Origin of the sequence: Enterobacter chuandaensis (assembly GCF_039718975.1) — a bacterium.
Classification (GTDB): Bacteria; Pseudomonadota; Gammaproteobacteria; order Enterobacterales; family Enterobacteriaceae; genus Enterobacter; species Enterobacter chuandaensis.
In genome coordinates, this window is record NZ_CP097173.1 from 630,547 (window position 1) to 647,097 (window position 16,551).

Sequence of the window (16,551 nt, forward strand, 5' to 3'; positions counted from 1 at the left end):
AACACAACCCGCTACGGGGGAGACTTACCCGAAATCTGATTTATTCAACAAAGCCTCCTGACTTCTTAGAGGTAGACCTAGAGCATATATTCCCTAAAAACCATGAAGTATGGGGCAGTAATTTGGATTATTTCAGTAAACCTTACAGTCGTTGGGTTAATTCTGTTGGGAATGTGATCTTGCTTGAGAAAGGAAAAAATAGAAAAATCAAGAACTCTGTCTTTGATGAAAAGAAAAGCGTATTTTCTTCTTCCGAATTCAATAGCGCAAAACAAATATCTACACTACCAAATTGGTCTGAGGAATCAATTTTTAATCGTTGTAGCTATCTTGCTGATCTGGCAATTAAAATTTGGCCACTGAACTCAGATATGTGTAATTAAAAAATTAACCAGCCCTATTATAGGGCTGGTTTCATTACAAAGCTTGAGTAAAATCTCTTAAATTTTTATAATTTCTTAGAGGTGCAATCCCATCTTGTACATGAGAAGCCCATATTTTATGCATTTCCTTTTCATTATAGGTCGGGTATAACATTTTCAGCGTTAGTTCTGTTAGCAATAGCGTCTCACCAAGCCAAGTTATTTTGTCTAAAACTAAACTTCCATCAAGTTTGTCTCTGTTATTTTTTTCATCGTATCTAAACCCGCTTTCAACAGAAAAAAAGAAAGCAAGTCTTGCAGAAATATTGGGGGTCAATCCTGTGTAAGTTTTCAAACGCTTCAGTTGCTCTTCCGTTTGATGATTTAATTGCATTCTATTAGGAAGCATTAAATTTCCTCCTTCGTTAAATTCCAGAAGTATCCAGGCTTGAGTGCTGACGATTTAGTTCGAGAATTAAAAATAATCTCGTATGCATGAGAGATATCATCACGCAATTGATCAACAAAATACCGTTCATCAACTTCAGTATCTGTAGATAACAACACGACCTGGTGACTTGCATAAGGGAAGTAATGATTGATTAACTTATCTCGATGCTGAGAATCTAAGCGCCCTAGCGGAGTATCAATGATTACCGGCAGGTCTCTACCCGATGTTTTAGCCAATGCTTCAAGAATCGCTATCGCATAAATTTGCTTCTCTCCAGCGGAAAGTAATTTACGGTTGATAACTTTGTCGTTCTCATCCACCAGTTCAACATCAAACGTTTCTGGATTGATATGCGCATTAAGCTGCAAATCTTCTTTTCTGGCTAACTTACGGTAAGCAACTTCGAAGTTAGCAGAAAGGGTTTTTACTCGTGCCTGAGTTAACAGTTCACTGTACCGATCAAGCAAGCTGATTGTCTCTTGCGCATTGTTGAATGCACTATTAAAGCTATGCTGGTTGCGCGCTGCGTCATGAGCTTTTTGAATCTGGCGAGCGCAATCAAGTTGCTGTTGTTTGGTATTTTTTGCTTCTTCCAGCAATGAGCGATACTCCTGCCGCTTAGCTTCACGTTGGCGATCCAGCTCACGGAGTCTTTCAAAAATATCCATCAGCTGATCATCTTCCGGCGCCCGGGCGATGTTTGCTGCGGCTTGCTCTAATTGTTCTTCTACCTCTGCCAGCTGGTTACGATAAAGGTCAAAACGTTGCCAGGCTTTTTTACTATCTTGTTCGATAGACTGCTGGATCATTCCAGCTTCACGTTCAGATATGTCAAACAGCAACTCACCTTTTGGCTTATCAGCAAGATATGTTTTAAGGTTATCTTCTATAGCCTCAGCAGCAATTTTGCCTGTGCTTCCTGAACGGAAGGAAATGTCGCTTTTGAGTTGCGTAAGGAATTGATTCAATTCCTTCTCGAAGCTTTTTGCCTGTTTTATTTGCGTCTCCGCACTAATCTGTTCTAGCAAACGACCCAGAGTTTTTGGAGCTAAAGCATACGGTAGTGAGCTATCACACTCATGCCGAAGCGCTTTTTCCAGACGTTCTTTTTCTTTTAAAAGCGTCTCGACCTTCTGTTTCTCCTGGGTTTTTGTTTGAGCAAAAGCACCCCCTTGTGCATTTAGTAGAGTCTCGTTCTGCACAATTTCCTTGGAGATAAGGTCAATACGTAATTTAGCGAAATCAGCCTTTTCAAGAATTTGCTCGGTCTTAAAGGCCAATTCTTTAATCTGTTTCTCAAGTTCTAGAAGTTTCTGTTGTTGAGATTCAGCCAGTTGACCTGATTGCTGGCGTTTAATGAAAATCGTTAAATCGTTCCGAAGCTTCTCGATTAGATCCAGACCCAGCAGACGACGCACGGCCGTGCGGAGAATGTTTCCCGATTCATCCTCAGCTAGCTCCGCAATTTTTTCACCATCGAAGAAAAACAGATCGGCTATGCCGTGGGGGATTAATTCATTTAAAAAGCCCTGGCACTGATCATAGCCAAGTCCTTCAATGAGTTTACCATCCTGCTGTAATGACAGTTTGTCTCGCTTACCTTTTTGCCAGGTGCGGGTAACGGTAAATTCAGCCTCCTGACCACCTTTGTTGTAGGTAAAAATAAGCTCGACAGAAGCCTCATCGGGTTGTTCACCCAAAGTTGAGCCGTTGTGCACCAGAGCACTAAGCTCTTCCACATACTCTTGCTGCTGAGTTGTTGAACCAAATGCAAGCCTACCGTAAAGGGCCAGGCGGATAGCGGATAGTATTGATGTCTTACCTGCGCCGTTTAACCCACCGAACAAAACGATAGGACGCGGGTTATCATCGTTCTGTCGTTTTTTAGGAGCCAGATCGATAACATGGGTTCCATTGAAAACCCGATAATTACGCAGTACCAGCTGTTTAATTAACACGTTCTTTTTCCTCACTGGTAAGCAGGCTTGGTTCGCTGACTTCGGCAATTCTCCGCTGCAACATCTGCAGTTCAGCTTCTATGCTTGCTACTTCTTCCTGATGAACATCACGCTCATTACGTTTCTGCAAAGCTTCCTGCTGTTGTTTTATCTCTTCAAGACTTCCCCAGTCTTGCTTGAGGATCGTCCCTAACTTGTCGAAGATCCCCTGTCGGCGGCTAAGGCCTTCCATTGAAACTTCAAGCTCGATTAATTTCATAACCATTTCAGGGACAACATCAAATCCTTGGGCAATTTGTTCGAGAAGTTCTGCATCGCTGGCGTCAAAACGTGATTGATCGTCTATAACCCAGTCCAGATCCTTGCCATAAACCTCGCGATAAATGCCTGGTAATGTGTCGTACCAATCAGGCTCGTTGGGATCCTTTAGCCATTGCTGGCGTATGGCATGAAGCTCTGGTTCAGTGATTAATGTAATTGTATGTCCCTGAGCGTTCATATCACGCTCAATCGTCAGCAATTCCTTCAACCATTCCTGGCGATACTTAAGCCAGTAAGGACCTGGCACATGTTTACGCTCAGCCGTAAGTTCCTCGCCATCCTTCGCATACTGATAACTCACTTTACCTGTGCGTCGTTTATAGTTGCGGTAGGTATCTTTGTTTACTGGATCGGTTGTGAAAGCCAGCAGGTCGCGGTATTTCAAAAGTGGTGACATCCACTCTTCACCGTTCTGGATTAAGCTTTCCATCGCTTTATCTTTTGTGACGACAGTACATGTCCAGCAACCAAAGCGGGAGTTACCACAGGAAGGCGTACTGTCATCGATGACTAGCGGGCATTCCCCCTGAGCTGAGGAATCCATGTAAAGAGTCCACAGAGGGCGGTTATTACCCCCCCAAGGGCTTTCCCATTCATCAATGTCATCAGGCGCATATCTGAATGCACCACGAAGTAATTTCCATACATCTTCTACATCCCAAGTATCAATTGGGGTGTAAATAAATGCATTAGACAGGGTGGTATGGCGCGCAAGACGCGAGCCGTCAATCTTGTGTTTTGCAATGACCTGAGCGCGAGATGCACTTTCGCTGCTGCGCGATCCAAGAACGACGATAACTTCATCAAACTGGCTGACTTTATCTTTGATAAAGTCACTTACCGGGTTGATTTTCATGCGTTCTGTACACCAGCGGAAACTACGGGTAGGCGCTGGATAGCCTTTACCAAGCAAATTTACCCAGAATGTCTCGTTGGTTTTTGGGGTTACAGCATGTTGTGTGATCGGTAAGCCGTCTCGCTTAGCGCCAGCTTCAATCTGGAGCATCGTTTTTTTAATGAGGTCAACTACAACCGGCGTCTCTACGAGAGTGTCAGAGGAAACGACAAACACATCCTTCGTACGCATTTCCGGCGGAAGACCCATCAACGCCAGATAAACAAGAGTAATGACTGCTGACGAGTCTTTACCGCCACTATAGCCAATCACCCAAGGGCGTTTATCTGCGCAGTAGACACGCTGAACTTCAGAGACAAAATCAGCGAGAGTACGTCCAGCAAATTGCTCTTCGTTTATGAAATCTTCATAGTCGGCCAGATCATAGGCCTGAGTTAATGTACTCATGATACAACCATCTGAGCTTCAAGCTCTTTTTCTTCAGGAGAAAGGGGGAGAGACAGCGCAATTTTTAAAGCGTTGCAAGTTAGCTGAATGGCGGTGCCGGTTTTGCTCAATTTGCCATGCTGCATTGCGCGCTTAATCATCTCAGGATTGCTTTTACGCCAGTCAAAGGATTTTAACTTCGTAAGTTTTTCCTGCCAGTGCTCAGGTTCTTCAGCCAGTAGTGAACGGCCCAGAAGGCCCAAAGCCTGCAAACCGATACCATGAGCATGTACATAATCCTGGCGAAGCTGCGCCGGAGACACTTCTTTACGTGCAGCAAGCTGCCAATCTGGCATAACTTTGAAAATAGCCTGCCAGTATAGCGTAGCTATATGTGTATTGTCCTCAATGCTGCCTACTTTGGGGTCTTTACCAAGCAGGGCACGTGTTGCCTGTTTAATGCTGCTTAGCGTGAACAGTTTATTCGAAAGCAAACTGATACTGGATTTCTCAAGTTCAGTAAGACCAATAAAGGGCTCGATAGACATCGCAAGATAGCGAGCAAGGTTCGAGCTTACGTCGCGATGATCGTAAAGCGCGGAGAGTGATGGGCTTGGACGGATGGCGTATTTATTCAGATCAGCAAACATCTGCTGACTACGCCGTAAACCTTCATCAACAAAGAACAATACGGGGATGTTGTCCTGTCCTAATTCAGGACGCTCCGAAAGGGCATCTTCAATAGCCTTACGGCGATGTTGACCATCATTGATAAGAATTTGCGCATCCATTGGTACGCGAAGCGTTCCAAGATTGTTGGAGTTTTCGAACTCGTCAAACTGTACATCGACCGCAATGGATGCAGTTAACGCAGAGAACACGTAATCTTTAGGATTTTCAAGTAAATAACGCACCATTTCTGGGATGCGTGATTTATTTAAGATGCGCTGAGCGCGCAGCTCAGGGGGCACGTCTGTTTCATCGAAGCTGAAGATCTTCGGAATGATGCGCATGGGGCAAGTGGCGATATAGAATGGCCGTCCAGCCTGGACGCCCCTAACTGCGGGGAAAGAGTAGCAATAATCTGCATCAAAGTTAGCCATGATCTAGTCCCTGTTTGTAGACTGAATTACGTTACATTTTACGTAAAAATTTCTTAGAACGAAATTTTTATGATGATAAAACACAAAATGTTAAAGATTTACGTGTGATTTGACGTAACTCTTTGCTGTGTTTGATTCTTCTTGAATGTAAACCTCGAGCCAAAGATTTGAAGTCACAATGAGGCCTTATGAGCTCTGGATTGATATGATTGGTCTGGCATAGAAGAAGTTTACTTTATGCCACGGTCTCCCAAGAGCGTTAATCGTTGTGTAGGTGCTTACACCGAAAGTGGCGAGGAAAACCTCCTTACTTTTGATAGCCGCTAATACATATGCTTTGTACCAAACCATTTTTCATATGCCCTTGGGAAAAATTACTGAACCAGACACTACGTTATTCGTAGCTTCTTTGGAATCTATAAAGCTACGTTTTACGTAGTTTTGCGAGTGTGCTCGAGAATTTTTGAAAATCTTACGTAAAAATCACTCTAGCGGTTGCACTACGTAAAACGTAGTATCTTCTTTGGGCATTAACTACGATTATCGTAGTTATGAAAACTTCCAATTCCCACAATCAGCTCTTCAGTCGACGCCTCAAAGAGGTGCGCTTAGACATGGCGTTATCGCAAAAAAGTCTGGGTATTTTGGCTGGCATAGATGAGTTTGCAGCGAGCGCTCGTATCAATCGCTACGAGAAAGGGGTTCACCAGGCAAGCATCGAAGTCGTCCGGCATCTCGCTAAAGTTCTTGAAGTGCCTGTAGCATACTTCTACACAGAAGATGATGAACTTGCCTCTTTAGTCCGTCTTTGGCCAAAGTTGGACTCGGAGAAGAAAAAAAACATTCTTCAGCAGCTCTAAACAAAATAGAGTACTTCGATGTACTTTCTCCTCTCGAAAGGCTTTCCAGTGATTTAGAACCAAAACCCAGTATTTGTGTCTTGCTTTAATTCGTCTGATTTTATTTTCTGAATCCCCCTCGCAAATTCCAAATTTACCCCACACCAAACTGCTGTATTTATATTCAGTGTAAAGCAGATGAACGCGTTTATGGTTTTAGGTATTGCCTCGCCTGCGCATCAGTTGAAACAACTTCTAAAACCGTAGCGCGGATAGCGCTCTACCAGCTCAATCAGTGCCTGGATCACCGCTCCATCATCTGGGCATCGAGCTGGTAAAAATAAATCTTCCTGCTCAGCGATAATGTCCTGCAGGCCTAGCGTAAACTCATGGCAAATTGCGCCGTCAGATAGCTGGCGAGTTCACGGATTATCGCTGTTTTTAAAGCTTTTATTTGGTAACGTCTTTCAGAGCCCGGCATTCAAGGCTGAAATAGGCAAACATCTGTTTGGGCGACGATTTTCATCCTCCGGATCTTTGGTTTTTTAAATATCATCTACTTCCATCCCGCCATATTTTGCTTTCCAATTTTAATAGCTGGCCTCAGAGATACAGGCTTCGCGGCAGACATCCTTAACGGCACGTCCGGCTTCGAAGGACTTCAGAACGGCAATGAACTGGTGGTCAGTGAATCGGGCTTTACGCAAGGCGAGCTCCTCAGGCGGACATAATCAGTATGCCGGAAGATCTCTAAAAGTGAATGGTTCGTTTTTGCCGGGATACTTACTCTGCCAGCGGTTCGGTCTCGCCCCTGAGGGTAAATGGTCAACTTGATAAACTTCGCTTCCTGACACACCTCTGATGTTATCGCCTAACAGCCTTACACGTTGTCTTACCACCAGCGGGCTATTGTCTGAAAATCAGAGGTCTCTCGGAATAAAACCTTCTTATGTCCGATTGCGTAGGAGTACGATAAGCCAACAAATCATTATAGATAAAAGGGTTATCTATGGCTCTACATGGAAAGTTCGTAATTAATGATGCGTACTACTCCCCGTTATCGTTTCCTGGTATAGGCACGTTTTTAGCTTTCTCTGGTAATGGTGCTTACCGTAATCGTGGGGCATGTGGAATGATCCCCAAAGAGGGGCCAGTACCAGCGGGTAAATACTGGATTGTTGACCGCCCTCAGGGTGGACTCAAGTCACAGCTAAACACAGTGGGAAGAGACATTTATAATCACTTCGCCAATGGTGCAACGTTCAAACATTCTGAATGGTTCGCATTATGACGTGATGATTGGGGGATCGACGATTACACATGGATTGAGAGCGTTCAGCGTGGCAATTTCCGTTTGCATCCAGGCGTACTATCAGAAGGTTGTATCACTCTCCCACATGATTCTGATTTTGCCATGTTGCGTAATGCTCTGTTGAGAAGCCAAAAAATAGATGTTCCTTGCATGAGGAAGCTACAGGCATACGGCACGATTGAGGTGATCTCCAATGGCAAAACATGCCCTTAGTTTATTCATCAAGATAGTGCTGTTCGCTGTTGTTGTGCTGATCGTTGCTGAAATGGTTCCGTATGATGGATTAGTTAATTCTATTACGGGGCTTTTTGATTTCCAGAGCGCCGACAAGTTTACCCGCTTCATTTTGGGTGAACCTGATTTAGAAGTTTGGGAATCGTTAGACGGCTATTTTAGCATCTTAATCAATACATTAATCAGCGTACCTGTCATGAGCGCCATAACCACGGCGTACAGTGGCGCGACACACAAAGTTAGTCCAGCTGGCATCCCCAGAGAGTGGTTCAGTTCCACACTGCGACGGTTAGCTAAAATCTTCGGGTTTACCTTCCTGTTTTGGGCGTTATTTCGCTTGCTGCCTTATCAGTCTTTATTCCCGGATCAAACGTATTCAAATTTCACAATGGCGGCGATTGTGGGCTTTCAGTTGCTCTTAACGATTGTTTGCTACTGGTTCATCACGAAGAAAATCACAACTAAAAGGAGTTTGTAAAATGCCTATTCCGGCTTACATGTGGCTTAAGGACGATGGCGGCGCAGACATTAAAGGAGCCGTAGACGTTCAGGATCGTGAGGGGAGTATAGAGATTGTTGGCTTTAGTCATGGTCTGAACATTCCAGTAGACAGTGCCAACGGGAAGATTACTGGCAAGCGTTCACATTCTCCGATGATGATTGAAAAGGAGTTTGATAGCTCCAGCCCGTACCTATACAAAGCCGTTGCCACCGGTCAAACGTTGAAAAGTGCGGAGATTCGCTGGTATCGCATTAACCATGCAGGACAAGAAGAGTGCTACTTCGTCATGACCATTGAGGGTGTGAAAGTGACGGGCATTAACCCAGGGATGCCAAACGCTAAGATGGCAGGAAACTCGCAGATCAACCACATGGAATCTGTTTCCCTGATGTATGACAAAATCACCTGGCGTTATGTTGATGGTAATGTTCAGTATACGGACGATTGGAACGTAAGAGCGTAACAAATAGAAAGGAGGCATTGAGTGCCTCCTCTTTATTAACGCTTATCCTCTCAAAGGAGCCTGTCCGTAATGCCGTGTAACTGCCATCGTATTAAAGGTGATCGCTCAGTCGGTCACCGAACTTGATAATAAAACGACGCATTGCCAGCCCGCAGATCGGCGAATGGTTGCTCTGAGGTTCATGCGGACGCTCACCTTATATTCTGATAGTCCTCGCTGCTAATTTCTCTGACCCAACCCTTTTCCTGAATCCTCCTCGCAAATTCCAAATTTCCCCCACGCCAAACAGCTGTATTTATATTCAGCCCTGTATAATGAGCACCAGAAATTACGCCGAACGGCAAAGGAAGTATCAAAGAGTATTTAAAGAAGAATTCGCGATATGAAGGTGCTGCAACACCCCCATACCGCTAACCACAACCAACTTACCAGGAGTTGAAAATGGCTGCGACGAATTTTAAGCCAGAGTTTACTGTTTGCAAAACAGAATCAGACGCTTTCACCGGCATGATTAAAAACCGCGAGCTGGTACGCAAAAACAGCGTCCGCCGTCTGCACGGCAACCAGCCCAACGCGGCGCCCGTCCATCCCCGCGCGGAAACACCGCAGGACAGTGCCGCCTGCTGCGAACTCTATGCCCGCATAGACATGAAATACCTTCTGCTGGGCGGCGACTGGTTAACCCGCGCAGGTTTTATCAACGGTATGCCGGTAAAAATCCGCGCCATGAAAGATTGCATTGTGATTACGCCACAGCATACAAGAGAATTATGGGGATGCCTGGAAGGGATGAGCGTGGTGAATATCAATAAACAGAAAGTCGCGCAGTGGTTAAAAACGTTTCCGGGGGCGTTGAATGATACGGGGGATATACCGGTCATTAAGCGTAACGCCTGAACATAGACCGCAGGGTGAAAATGAATTTCACCCTGCATAACTTTAGCGCGTCACGATCAGATTCACGTCATAACCGCCCGTGTTATTGGCGTATTCCGATGCCTTGTTGGTATCGTTAAAAATAAAGGCGATTTCACCCTCTGTCGGAGCTTTCCACGGCTTGCCGCCGGAACCGATTGAATGGATATGGTCGCCTGTTTTAATCAACAGCGCGCCTGCAATGGCGCCCGGCAGAACAAAGGTCGGGTCAGGCGCCTTAGCGGAAGGATGCTGGCTGTCGCCATCCGGTCCGAAGGTGCGCCCGCGGCTGTCATACTGGGCCTGACCCGCGGCAACCAGCAGAATGCTATCGCCCTGGCGGACGGTGATCCCGGTCTTCACCCATTCACTGCTGGTTGCGGGAATGTGGCCTTTCCACTGAACGGGGTCTTGTGTCGCGAGCTCTTCATCACTCCCAAGATAAACATCCGCCTGGAATGAACCGGTATTATCGCTGTGGGATGAGTCGCTAATGAATAATCTCAACTCGCCGCTCTCCGGTGCAGCCAGCTGATATACGCCGGTACCGATATCATAGCTTTTACCAGACTCGCTAAAACGCGCCTTAAGGATGGCAATATCCTTTTTTTGACCGCCTTTACCGATATTGCCGCCCGGATAAGCCCATGCGTGATCTTCCTTGCCATATTTGATCAGACCCGTAGCGATAATGGTGATCTTATCGCCTTTGTTGACCTTCAGACCGGTATTGATACCCTGTTCTTTTGTTGAATCAATGGCGCCAGACCATGCGCTTTTTGTAGACATGTTCTATCTCCCTTCGGATGTCAGTGTTTTGTATTTCAGCGAGGGTTAAATATTCCCTGCGTGATAATAGATATCTGATATCAACGGCACTCAGCCGTGTGACGTAGACAGCGTAGAATTGGTTATCCGTGACGGCAAATATAAAAATCACGAATTGATGGGTACTATTTTTATAAAGGCAAGGTATGCCTGGGTTTGAGTATTTCCCTTTTAAGATAAATCTGAGTTAATTCGCTTTGGCAAAAAACGGTTCTGAATGAAAAGAGAGGGTTATATAAAGCAATTTAATTCCCCTGAGAAAATACAGGTGTTTTCTCAGGGGGGGGATTATTGTGCAGGCGCGCTACTGAATATTGACGGCTTTGCCATCCACCCAGACGCGGCTGATATTATTGCGTCTGGCGTTATAGATAATTTTCTGCAGCCGGTCTTCCGGCGCGTCTTCAGCCGTATCGATATAAATGTCGCTCCCGGCGGCCCGGGTATCAACCACAATGGCATCGAACTGGTAGCCGACCGCCAGCTTGCCCACACGCAGATCAAGCACCTCTCCCGCGCCGCCGGTCGCCAGCCAGAACGCCTCCCGGAAGCTGATTGCCGAGCCGGGTCTGCCGCGCTGTTCCGCGACGATACGGGCATCAACGCCATCATTCAGGGCTTTGCTGGCGGTCATGGCGTGGCGGCAGGCATCGAATACCGAAGGGCTATGGCCGCCCGCAATATCGGTCCCTAAGCCTACGTTTAGCCCGCGGTCCAGCATGGCGCGCAGGGGGAAGACCGCATTAGCAAAGTAGAAGTTGGACAGAGGACAGTGCGCGACGCCAGCCCCGGTTTTCTGAATCAGGTCAGCATCGTTATCTTCAATGTGGTTTGAATGCGCGAGTACGGTCTTTCTGGTCAGCAGGCCAAAATCCCGCAGCGCCGTGGTATCCGTTTTACCTAAGCGCTGCTTAACGTAAGCATGTTCCCAGTCGCTTTCCGAGCAGTGGGTCTGCACGTGGCAGCCTGTTTCAGTGGCAAGCTTGCCCAGGCCTTCCAGAAGCGCATCCGTACAGGACGGAATAAACCGTGGGGTGATGACCGGCAGCACGCGTTTTGCCGTATTGCCTGGGAGCTGTGCAACCGCGTGAATAAATGCCCGGGTCCCGGCGATAGCCGTCGCAGCGCTTTCATCCCGGTAGTAGTCAGGGCACTGGGAGGGGTCATCCATCGCCACCCGGCCAACCAGCGCCCGCTGACCCTGCGCCAGACAGATACGGGCCAGCTCCACGCTGCTTTCCGTGTGCAGGGTGGCGAAGTAGACGGCGGTGGTGGTGCCGTTTGCCAGCAGCGCGCTGACCAGTTCCGTGTAGTTGCGGCGGGCAAAGGCGATGTCGGCGTATTTTGCCTCCAGCGGGAAGGTATAGTCATTCAGCCACTCCTCCAGCGGCTTATCCAGAGCCTTGCCCATCTGGGGCCACTGAGGGGCATGAACATGAAGATCGATCAGGCCCGGCAGCAGGTACTGGTCTGAAGAGAGTTCGGTAAGCTTACCTGCCTTGCGGGCCGCGTCCCGCACGGGCCTGAACGCGCCATCGTCACCCTGTATAATATCGACAATGGTGCCGCTGCCGTCGATACAGAACAGCGTGTCGGTAAAGTGCGTCACGCTGGCTTTCGATTCCGCCGTGTAGCCCTGGGCGCTGACAACCTGCTGCCAGGGGAATGAGGAAGAGGTGTTCATCTGTTTGTCCTTTTTTCACGGTTACGCTGAAGGGAAAATGTCCCGGAGGTCAATGCGGGAGTATTCAGGACGCAGGATCCTGGACTATCCAGACCCCCGTGTTCTGCCTGATATCCGGTTTAATGGCACCCTGACGCTGGTTATACACAAAGGTGCCGGTCCTGTCGCCAAGGCAAACGAGCGTGAGGGTAAATAGCGTCGTCTGGCCCTGAAAATCCTCTTCCGCTTCCAGCACGCCTACGCTGTGCGCCAGGCCCGTTTGGCTTTTAAAAACTTCATAACGGTATTTCCCCTGCACCCTGTCACCCGTGCGCAAGAAATGGCTGGTATACGTATCGTCGGTGAACTCCAGCCGGAGCAGGCTGTCGGCATTGGGGTTTTGCACTGACCATAGCGGACCGGTTTTATTGATAAAGATTTTGCCGGAGAGGGTCTCCGGAACGTTGCAGGTAGCCTGAGTAAATAGCGGAAGCGCCAGCAGTGCCGGAAGTAGCGTTATTTTGAATTTCATCATATTTATCCATTTCTTTGCCGGAGTATAAGTAGGGTATCTTCCGGTCAGTCATTTTTATTCGTTAAAAAGCCTGGCACAAAAATGAAATACATCAATAAATCAATTAATTAATAACGAGGCATTTATTCAGGCATTTACCGTGATAGCCATGAATCCTTATTCGGAATGCGTTATTCATACAGAGAAGAATTCATTAACGACAAAAAAGGCGACATTATTGCCGGGTAATTCATGTTGTGTATCCCAACTGACAGGGCAGAATAAACGCCAGACAAAAAAGAGGTAACAATATGAGCGAGTGGTGCGGGTTCATCGGTGTACAGCTGTGCTGGTTTTTCGTCTATTTCGGTACCGATTGGTTAATTTCGGCCTGAAAATTACAGGATCTGAATAACATGCCGGTATGGGGACTCCCGCCGGCATGATGTCGGTTATGTCAGAAGCGCTAACCGCCAAAGACAGCAATGGCCTTTTGCAGCCGTGTTGCGCGAGACGTGAGGTTCTCCGCCGATCCGGTGACCGTTTCCACCATGCCGGTGTTATGACTTGTCATATTGCCGATACGGGAAATGGCGTCGTTGATCAAACCCAGCGCTTGCGTCTGCTCCTGAGTGGCATGGCCAATTTCGTTAATGAGAGATGACATTTTCAGGACGCTGCTAATCATTTCAGTCAGATGCGCTTCGGTATGTTTGACGCGTGCTACACCCGAATTAACGCTGGCGACATTTTTCTCAATCAGGGCCTTAATTTCACTGGCCGCAGTGGCTGAATGCAGGGCAAGGTTACGCACCTCGGTTGCGACTACGGTAAAGCCTCGTCCCGCATCCCCGGCTCGTGCGGCTTCCACCGCGGCGTTCAGGGCAAGAATGTTAGTCTGAAAAGCGATGCGGTCGATGACGCTGATGATATCGACGATCTGATTATTATCGCTTGAGACAGACTGCATCATATTTATTGTCTCTTTGAGCATCGCTTCGCCATTCTGTGCGCTCAGGCTGGTCTGCTCGGCCATTATCATGACTTCGCCAGCCGTTTCAGCCGTCTGGTGTACGGCGCTGGTAATTTCTTCTACAGACGCCGCCGTTTGCTGCAGTGCGTCGCTGGTCTCTTCCGAACGCACCTGCAGAGCTTCGCCTTCGGAGGAGACCTTTTGACTAATCTCGCTGATCCCCTCTATTTGCGTGCTGACATCATCGACCAGAGAGTTAAGATTTAAACCGGACTGATTCACCAGCCTCATCATCATTCCGATATTGTCCACTCGGTCGAAATGAATATAGTCAGCCTTTCACCCGGATACGACCCGCTGCATCTGGCTCACGACAGTATTCAGGGGGCGGCTAATCTGCACATGCAGATACAGTGCCAGCAAAGAGAAGAGAACCGCCAGCCCCACCGCATGCAGCGTCTGGTGAGTGAAAAATAACAGCCCCAGCGAGAGACAAAAGGTGGCGATAACGGCGGCATTGATTCTGGCCGGTGTGCTCATCCGTTTAAAGAGAGACAAAAAGGAAAAGGCACCGCGGTGAATCAGTAATCCTTTGTAGAAGCGGTGTCTTTTCAGCTGATTGTCTCTGGCTTTTTTATAAAGTTTTTCCGCAGTTGCGATCTCTTCACGTTTCGCCATATGGCGAACAGAGATATAGCCCGTGAGGGTATCATTATTGTAGACCGGCGTGACGTTGGCTCTGACCCAGTAATGATCGCCATTCTGACGGCGGTTTTTGACCATTCCCGTCCATGATTGTCCCTGCTGGAGCGTAAACCACATATCGGCAAAAGCTGCGGAGGGCATATCAGGGTGACGAATCAGGTTATGGGGCTTATTCTGCAGGAATTCCTCTTCATAGCCGCTGGCGTCAATGAATGCGGAATTAGCATAGGTAATGTGACTCTTCCTGTCGGTGGTGGACATCAACGTCATGCGCTCACCGATAAAATATTCTTTTTGTGTTACTGGTCCGTTATCTCGCATAGGCCGTTCTGCATTCTGAGTGAAAGGGCAAGGTACAAGGTGGGAAGAGCGTTCCCTTCCTTTTCACCTTTAATCGGAGATTTTTCGATTCAGATAAATTAATTGTTCTTATGTAAGCCGGGTATGTGCAGATACAGGCAGGCGTTTTGGAATGCGGCGCTATGAAAAATAATTAAGGTATAAATCGGGAGCTGCCACGGGGTTATTTGGCAAAATAGTTCAATAACCGACGTGTTATCAACTCTTTGAACCTCTTTTTTATCGCGCTCTTTTTCTTATACTTTTTATTGTGGTGAATCCCCCTATGCGGTGGGGCATAATTTATTGGTTAACGTCATTATGCGGGCTTTGCTCACCGGGAGGCACCCGGCACCACAGTTCTTTTTGCAGTGTTTATCTAATTAGATTCTGCGGGAATGATTATAGTTTTTTAATATCATATTTATGAATGATAATGACGAATGATTATGCTCGGATGAATGTTTGTTTTTTTTTGAAAAACAAGCTACATCTCTCAAAATAAATTTTTATCAGATTTTATTATCTCTTCCTGGAGCAATCCTCGGAGGAAGAATGGACACAACCGAAGAACTAAATGGAACGTATTTTTATGCTGGAAGAACAAATCTTACCGCTGGTGGCCTTTTCTTTATGATTTACTGTGAGTCAATTGCCGATCATTTTGGTAACGACAAACTATGGTAGAGAATATTGAGCAGCGCATCTACGCCTTAGCAATACGCTATAACGGCGTTTATCTGGTAAATAACGAAGAGAAGCAAAGATTACTGAATGCAAAAACTGATTTGGATACTGACATGCAGCTTGATGTCACTGAAGCAGAAGATTTAATGGAAGAGTTTTTTAAAGAATTGGATGTTGATAGAGGAAAGTTTAACATAAACACCTACTATCCTGATGAGCCTTTTTCATGGAATCCATTCAAAAAATTCCCTGTGATGATGGTTCCAGATTTCACCATTGGAATGCTTATCGAATCCGCAAAAGCGGGCAAATGGTTATACGACTAAAATGCAAGGAGCAATAGAATGGCCGTACCTGTACATCTTTTTTTAACTAATGACGGCGGCACAATGATTTGTGGTTCCTGTGACGTTGCAGACAGGGAAGAAAGTATTGAGCTAAGAGGATTACAACATAACCTCAGCCTGCCAACCGAGGTTGTCCGGGGACGGGGCATATGGAAGAGGTGGCGTTTAATTATGAGAAGATTACTCATTTATACAAGGACGGTAACTTGTTAGCGCACGATGCGTGGAATGAACGCCCAACCTCTGGCGCTGCTGCATAACGTTATATGAACTTGCCCGCCAGCGTTTCGTATGCGCGGGCAGGGATGATCATTACTAATCTCTTTTCATAAATGATGGCCTAAACATCATAAAAATAACCCAGGCAAACATCCCAATAATCTTCATCGGCCAGGGTTCTAACACATCCAGGCACACAATTGCGCCAATCACTAATAGCGGCCCTCCTGCCAGCTCAACTATCCCTCCTAAAAAATGTAACTTATGAGGCAGTACCCGATTAAGTAATGTCGTAATAAGCTGTGCACTTCCTAATATGATTGCTATTGCGATTGTACGGTCCACCCAGTTATCAAAACTAACCAAAGAAATGAGGCATGTAGCCAGTACATAACCACAAAATAATATATTCTGCATGTAAATAATAAACTTGCTCATAGCATTTGCCGAGACGGTTAAAAAATAAAGAGTCTATGAATATAGCGCTCTCAACAGAATGACAAACAACAATGGCTAATAATGCATTTAAGAATT

At 46.6% G+C, this 16,551-nt stretch carries 14 protein-coding genes and 4 pseudogenes; 8 read left to right on the top strand and 10 right to left on the bottom strand.

What is annotated here, in order from left to right; genetic code table 11:
* Positions 1-86: 86 nt before the first annotated feature.
* Positions 87-383, top strand: a complete 297-nt coding sequence (locus tag MX657_RS23655) for an HNH endonuclease family protein (protein WP_429844901.1) — start codon at positions 87-89, stop codon at positions 381-383.
* A gap of 34 nt (positions 384-417) precedes the next feature.
* Here the strand turns inward: MX657_RS23655 and dndE are convergent, their stop codons facing one another.
* Genes dndE through dndB form a run of 4 tightly spaced genes read right to left on the bottom strand, consistent with a single transcriptional unit; the run spans position 418 to position 5,477 of the window.
* Positions 418-771 (bottom strand): DNA sulfur modification protein DndE, encoded by a 354-nt coding sequence (gene dndE / locus MX657_RS03120; protein ID WP_126545558.1) that lies wholly within the window; start codon positions 769-771, stop codon positions 418-420.
* Positions 771-2,771, bottom strand: a complete 2,001-nt coding sequence (gene dndD / locus MX657_RS03125; protein WP_346807263.1) for a DNA sulfur modification protein DndD — start codon at positions 2,769-2,771, stop codon at positions 771-773. The genes dndE and dndD overlap by 1 nt, the downstream gene beginning before the upstream one ends.
* Positions 2,761-4,395 (bottom strand): DNA phosphorothioation system sulfurtransferase DndC, encoded by a 1,635-nt coding sequence (dndC, locus tag MX657_RS03130; RefSeq protein WP_126545556.1) that lies wholly within the window; start codon positions 4,393-4,395, stop codon positions 2,761-2,763. Before dndC ends, dndD begins: the two co-directional genes overlap by 11 nt.
* The gene (dndB, locus tag MX657_RS03135) at positions 4,392-5,477 is read right to left on the bottom strand and encodes a DNA sulfur modification protein DndB (RefSeq protein WP_126545555.1); all 1,086 of its coding nucleotides are present in this window, start codon (positions 5,475-5,477) and stop codon (positions 4,392-4,394) included. The genes dndC and dndB overlap by 4 nt, the downstream gene beginning before the upstream one ends.
* Positions 5,478-6,028: 551 nt before the next feature.
* Between dndB and MX657_RS03140 the strand changes: the two genes are divergently transcribed.
* Positions 6,029-6,337, top strand: coding sequence for a helix-turn-helix domain-containing protein (locus tag MX657_RS03140; protein WP_095441787.1), 309 nt, complete (start codon positions 6,029-6,031; stop codon positions 6,335-6,337).
* A 132-nt stretch (positions 6,338-6,469) separates the two neighbouring features.
* Here MX657_RS03140 and MX657_RS03145 read toward each other — a convergent pair.
* Positions 6,470-7,023, bottom strand: a pseudogene (locus MX657_RS03145) (transposase); the annotation flags it as partial.
* Between the two features lie 302 nt (positions 7,024-7,325).
* On the opposite strand from MX657_RS03145, the pseudogene MX657_RS03150 reads away from it, so the two are divergent.
* From MX657_RS03150 to MX657_RS03165, 4 genes and pseudogenes are all read left to right on the top strand, one after another.
* Positions 7,326-7,841, top strand: a pseudogene (locus MX657_RS03150) (DUF2778 domain-containing protein).
* Entirely contained in the window at positions 7,822-8,340 is a 519-nt protein-coding gene (locus tag MX657_RS03155) for a hypothetical protein (protein ID WP_023293388.1), read from the top strand. Before MX657_RS03150 ends, MX657_RS03155 begins: the two are co-directional and overlap by 20 nt.
* Before the next feature lies 1 nt (position 8,341).
* Complete coding sequence (locus tag MX657_RS03160) at positions 8,342-8,827, top strand: Hcp family type VI secretion system effector (protein WP_008501360.1); 486 nt, start codon at positions 8,342-8,344, stop codon at positions 8,825-8,827.
* A 441-nt stretch (positions 8,828-9,268) separates the two neighbouring features.
* A complete protein-coding gene (locus tag MX657_RS03165) occupies positions 9,269-9,724 on the top strand; it encodes a SymE family type I addiction module toxin (protein WP_346807267.1) in 456 nt (151 codons plus the stop codon).
* 42 nt (positions 9,725-9,766) lie between these two features.
* On the opposite strand, the gene MX657_RS03170 is transcribed toward MX657_RS03165, so the two are convergent.
* The 4 genes and pseudogenes from MX657_RS03170 to MX657_RS03185 form a co-directional block, all read right to left on the bottom strand.
* Entirely contained in the window at positions 9,767-10,531 is a 765-nt protein-coding gene (locus MX657_RS03170; protein ID WP_346807269.1) for a LecA/PA-IL family lectin, read from the bottom strand.
* A gap of 343 nt (positions 10,532-10,874) precedes the next feature.
* Positions 10,875-12,254 carry a guanine deaminase gene (gene guaD, locus MX657_RS03175; RefSeq protein WP_346807270.1) on the bottom strand — a complete coding sequence of 460 codons (1,380 nt, stop codon included), beginning with the start codon at positions 12,252-12,254 and terminating at the stop codon, positions 10,875-10,877.
* Positions 12,255-12,318: 64 nt separating this feature from the next.
* Entirely contained in the window at positions 12,319-12,768 is a 450-nt protein-coding gene (locus MX657_RS03180) for a hypothetical protein (RefSeq protein WP_346807272.1), read from the bottom strand.
* 445 nt (positions 12,769-13,213) lie between these two features.
* A pseudogene (locus tag MX657_RS03185) lies at positions 13,214-14,746 on the bottom strand (methyl-accepting chemotaxis protein).
* Between the two features lie 573 nt (positions 14,747-15,319).
* On the opposite strand from MX657_RS03185, the pseudogene MX657_RS03190 reads away from it, so the two are divergent.
* Both MX657_RS03190 and MX657_RS03195 read left to right on the top strand, forming a co-directional pair.
* Positions 15,320-15,439: pseudogene (locus MX657_RS03190) on the top strand (STM2901 family protein); the annotation flags it as partial.
* A gap of 5 nt (positions 15,440-15,444) precedes the next feature.
* Positions 15,445-15,777 (top strand): DUF1493 family protein, encoded by a 333-nt coding sequence (locus MX657_RS03195; protein WP_119916144.1) that lies wholly within the window; start codon positions 15,445-15,447, stop codon positions 15,775-15,777.
* A gap of 336 nt (positions 15,778-16,113) precedes the next feature.
* Here MX657_RS03195 and MX657_RS03205 read toward each other — a convergent pair whose 3' ends face one another.
* Positions 16,114-16,455: a hypothetical protein gene (locus tag MX657_RS03205; RefSeq protein ID WP_119916143.1), complete on the bottom strand. Its 342-nt coding sequence runs from the start codon at positions 16,453-16,455 to the stop codon at positions 16,114-16,116.
* Between the last annotated feature and the right edge of the window lie 96 nt (positions 16,456-16,551).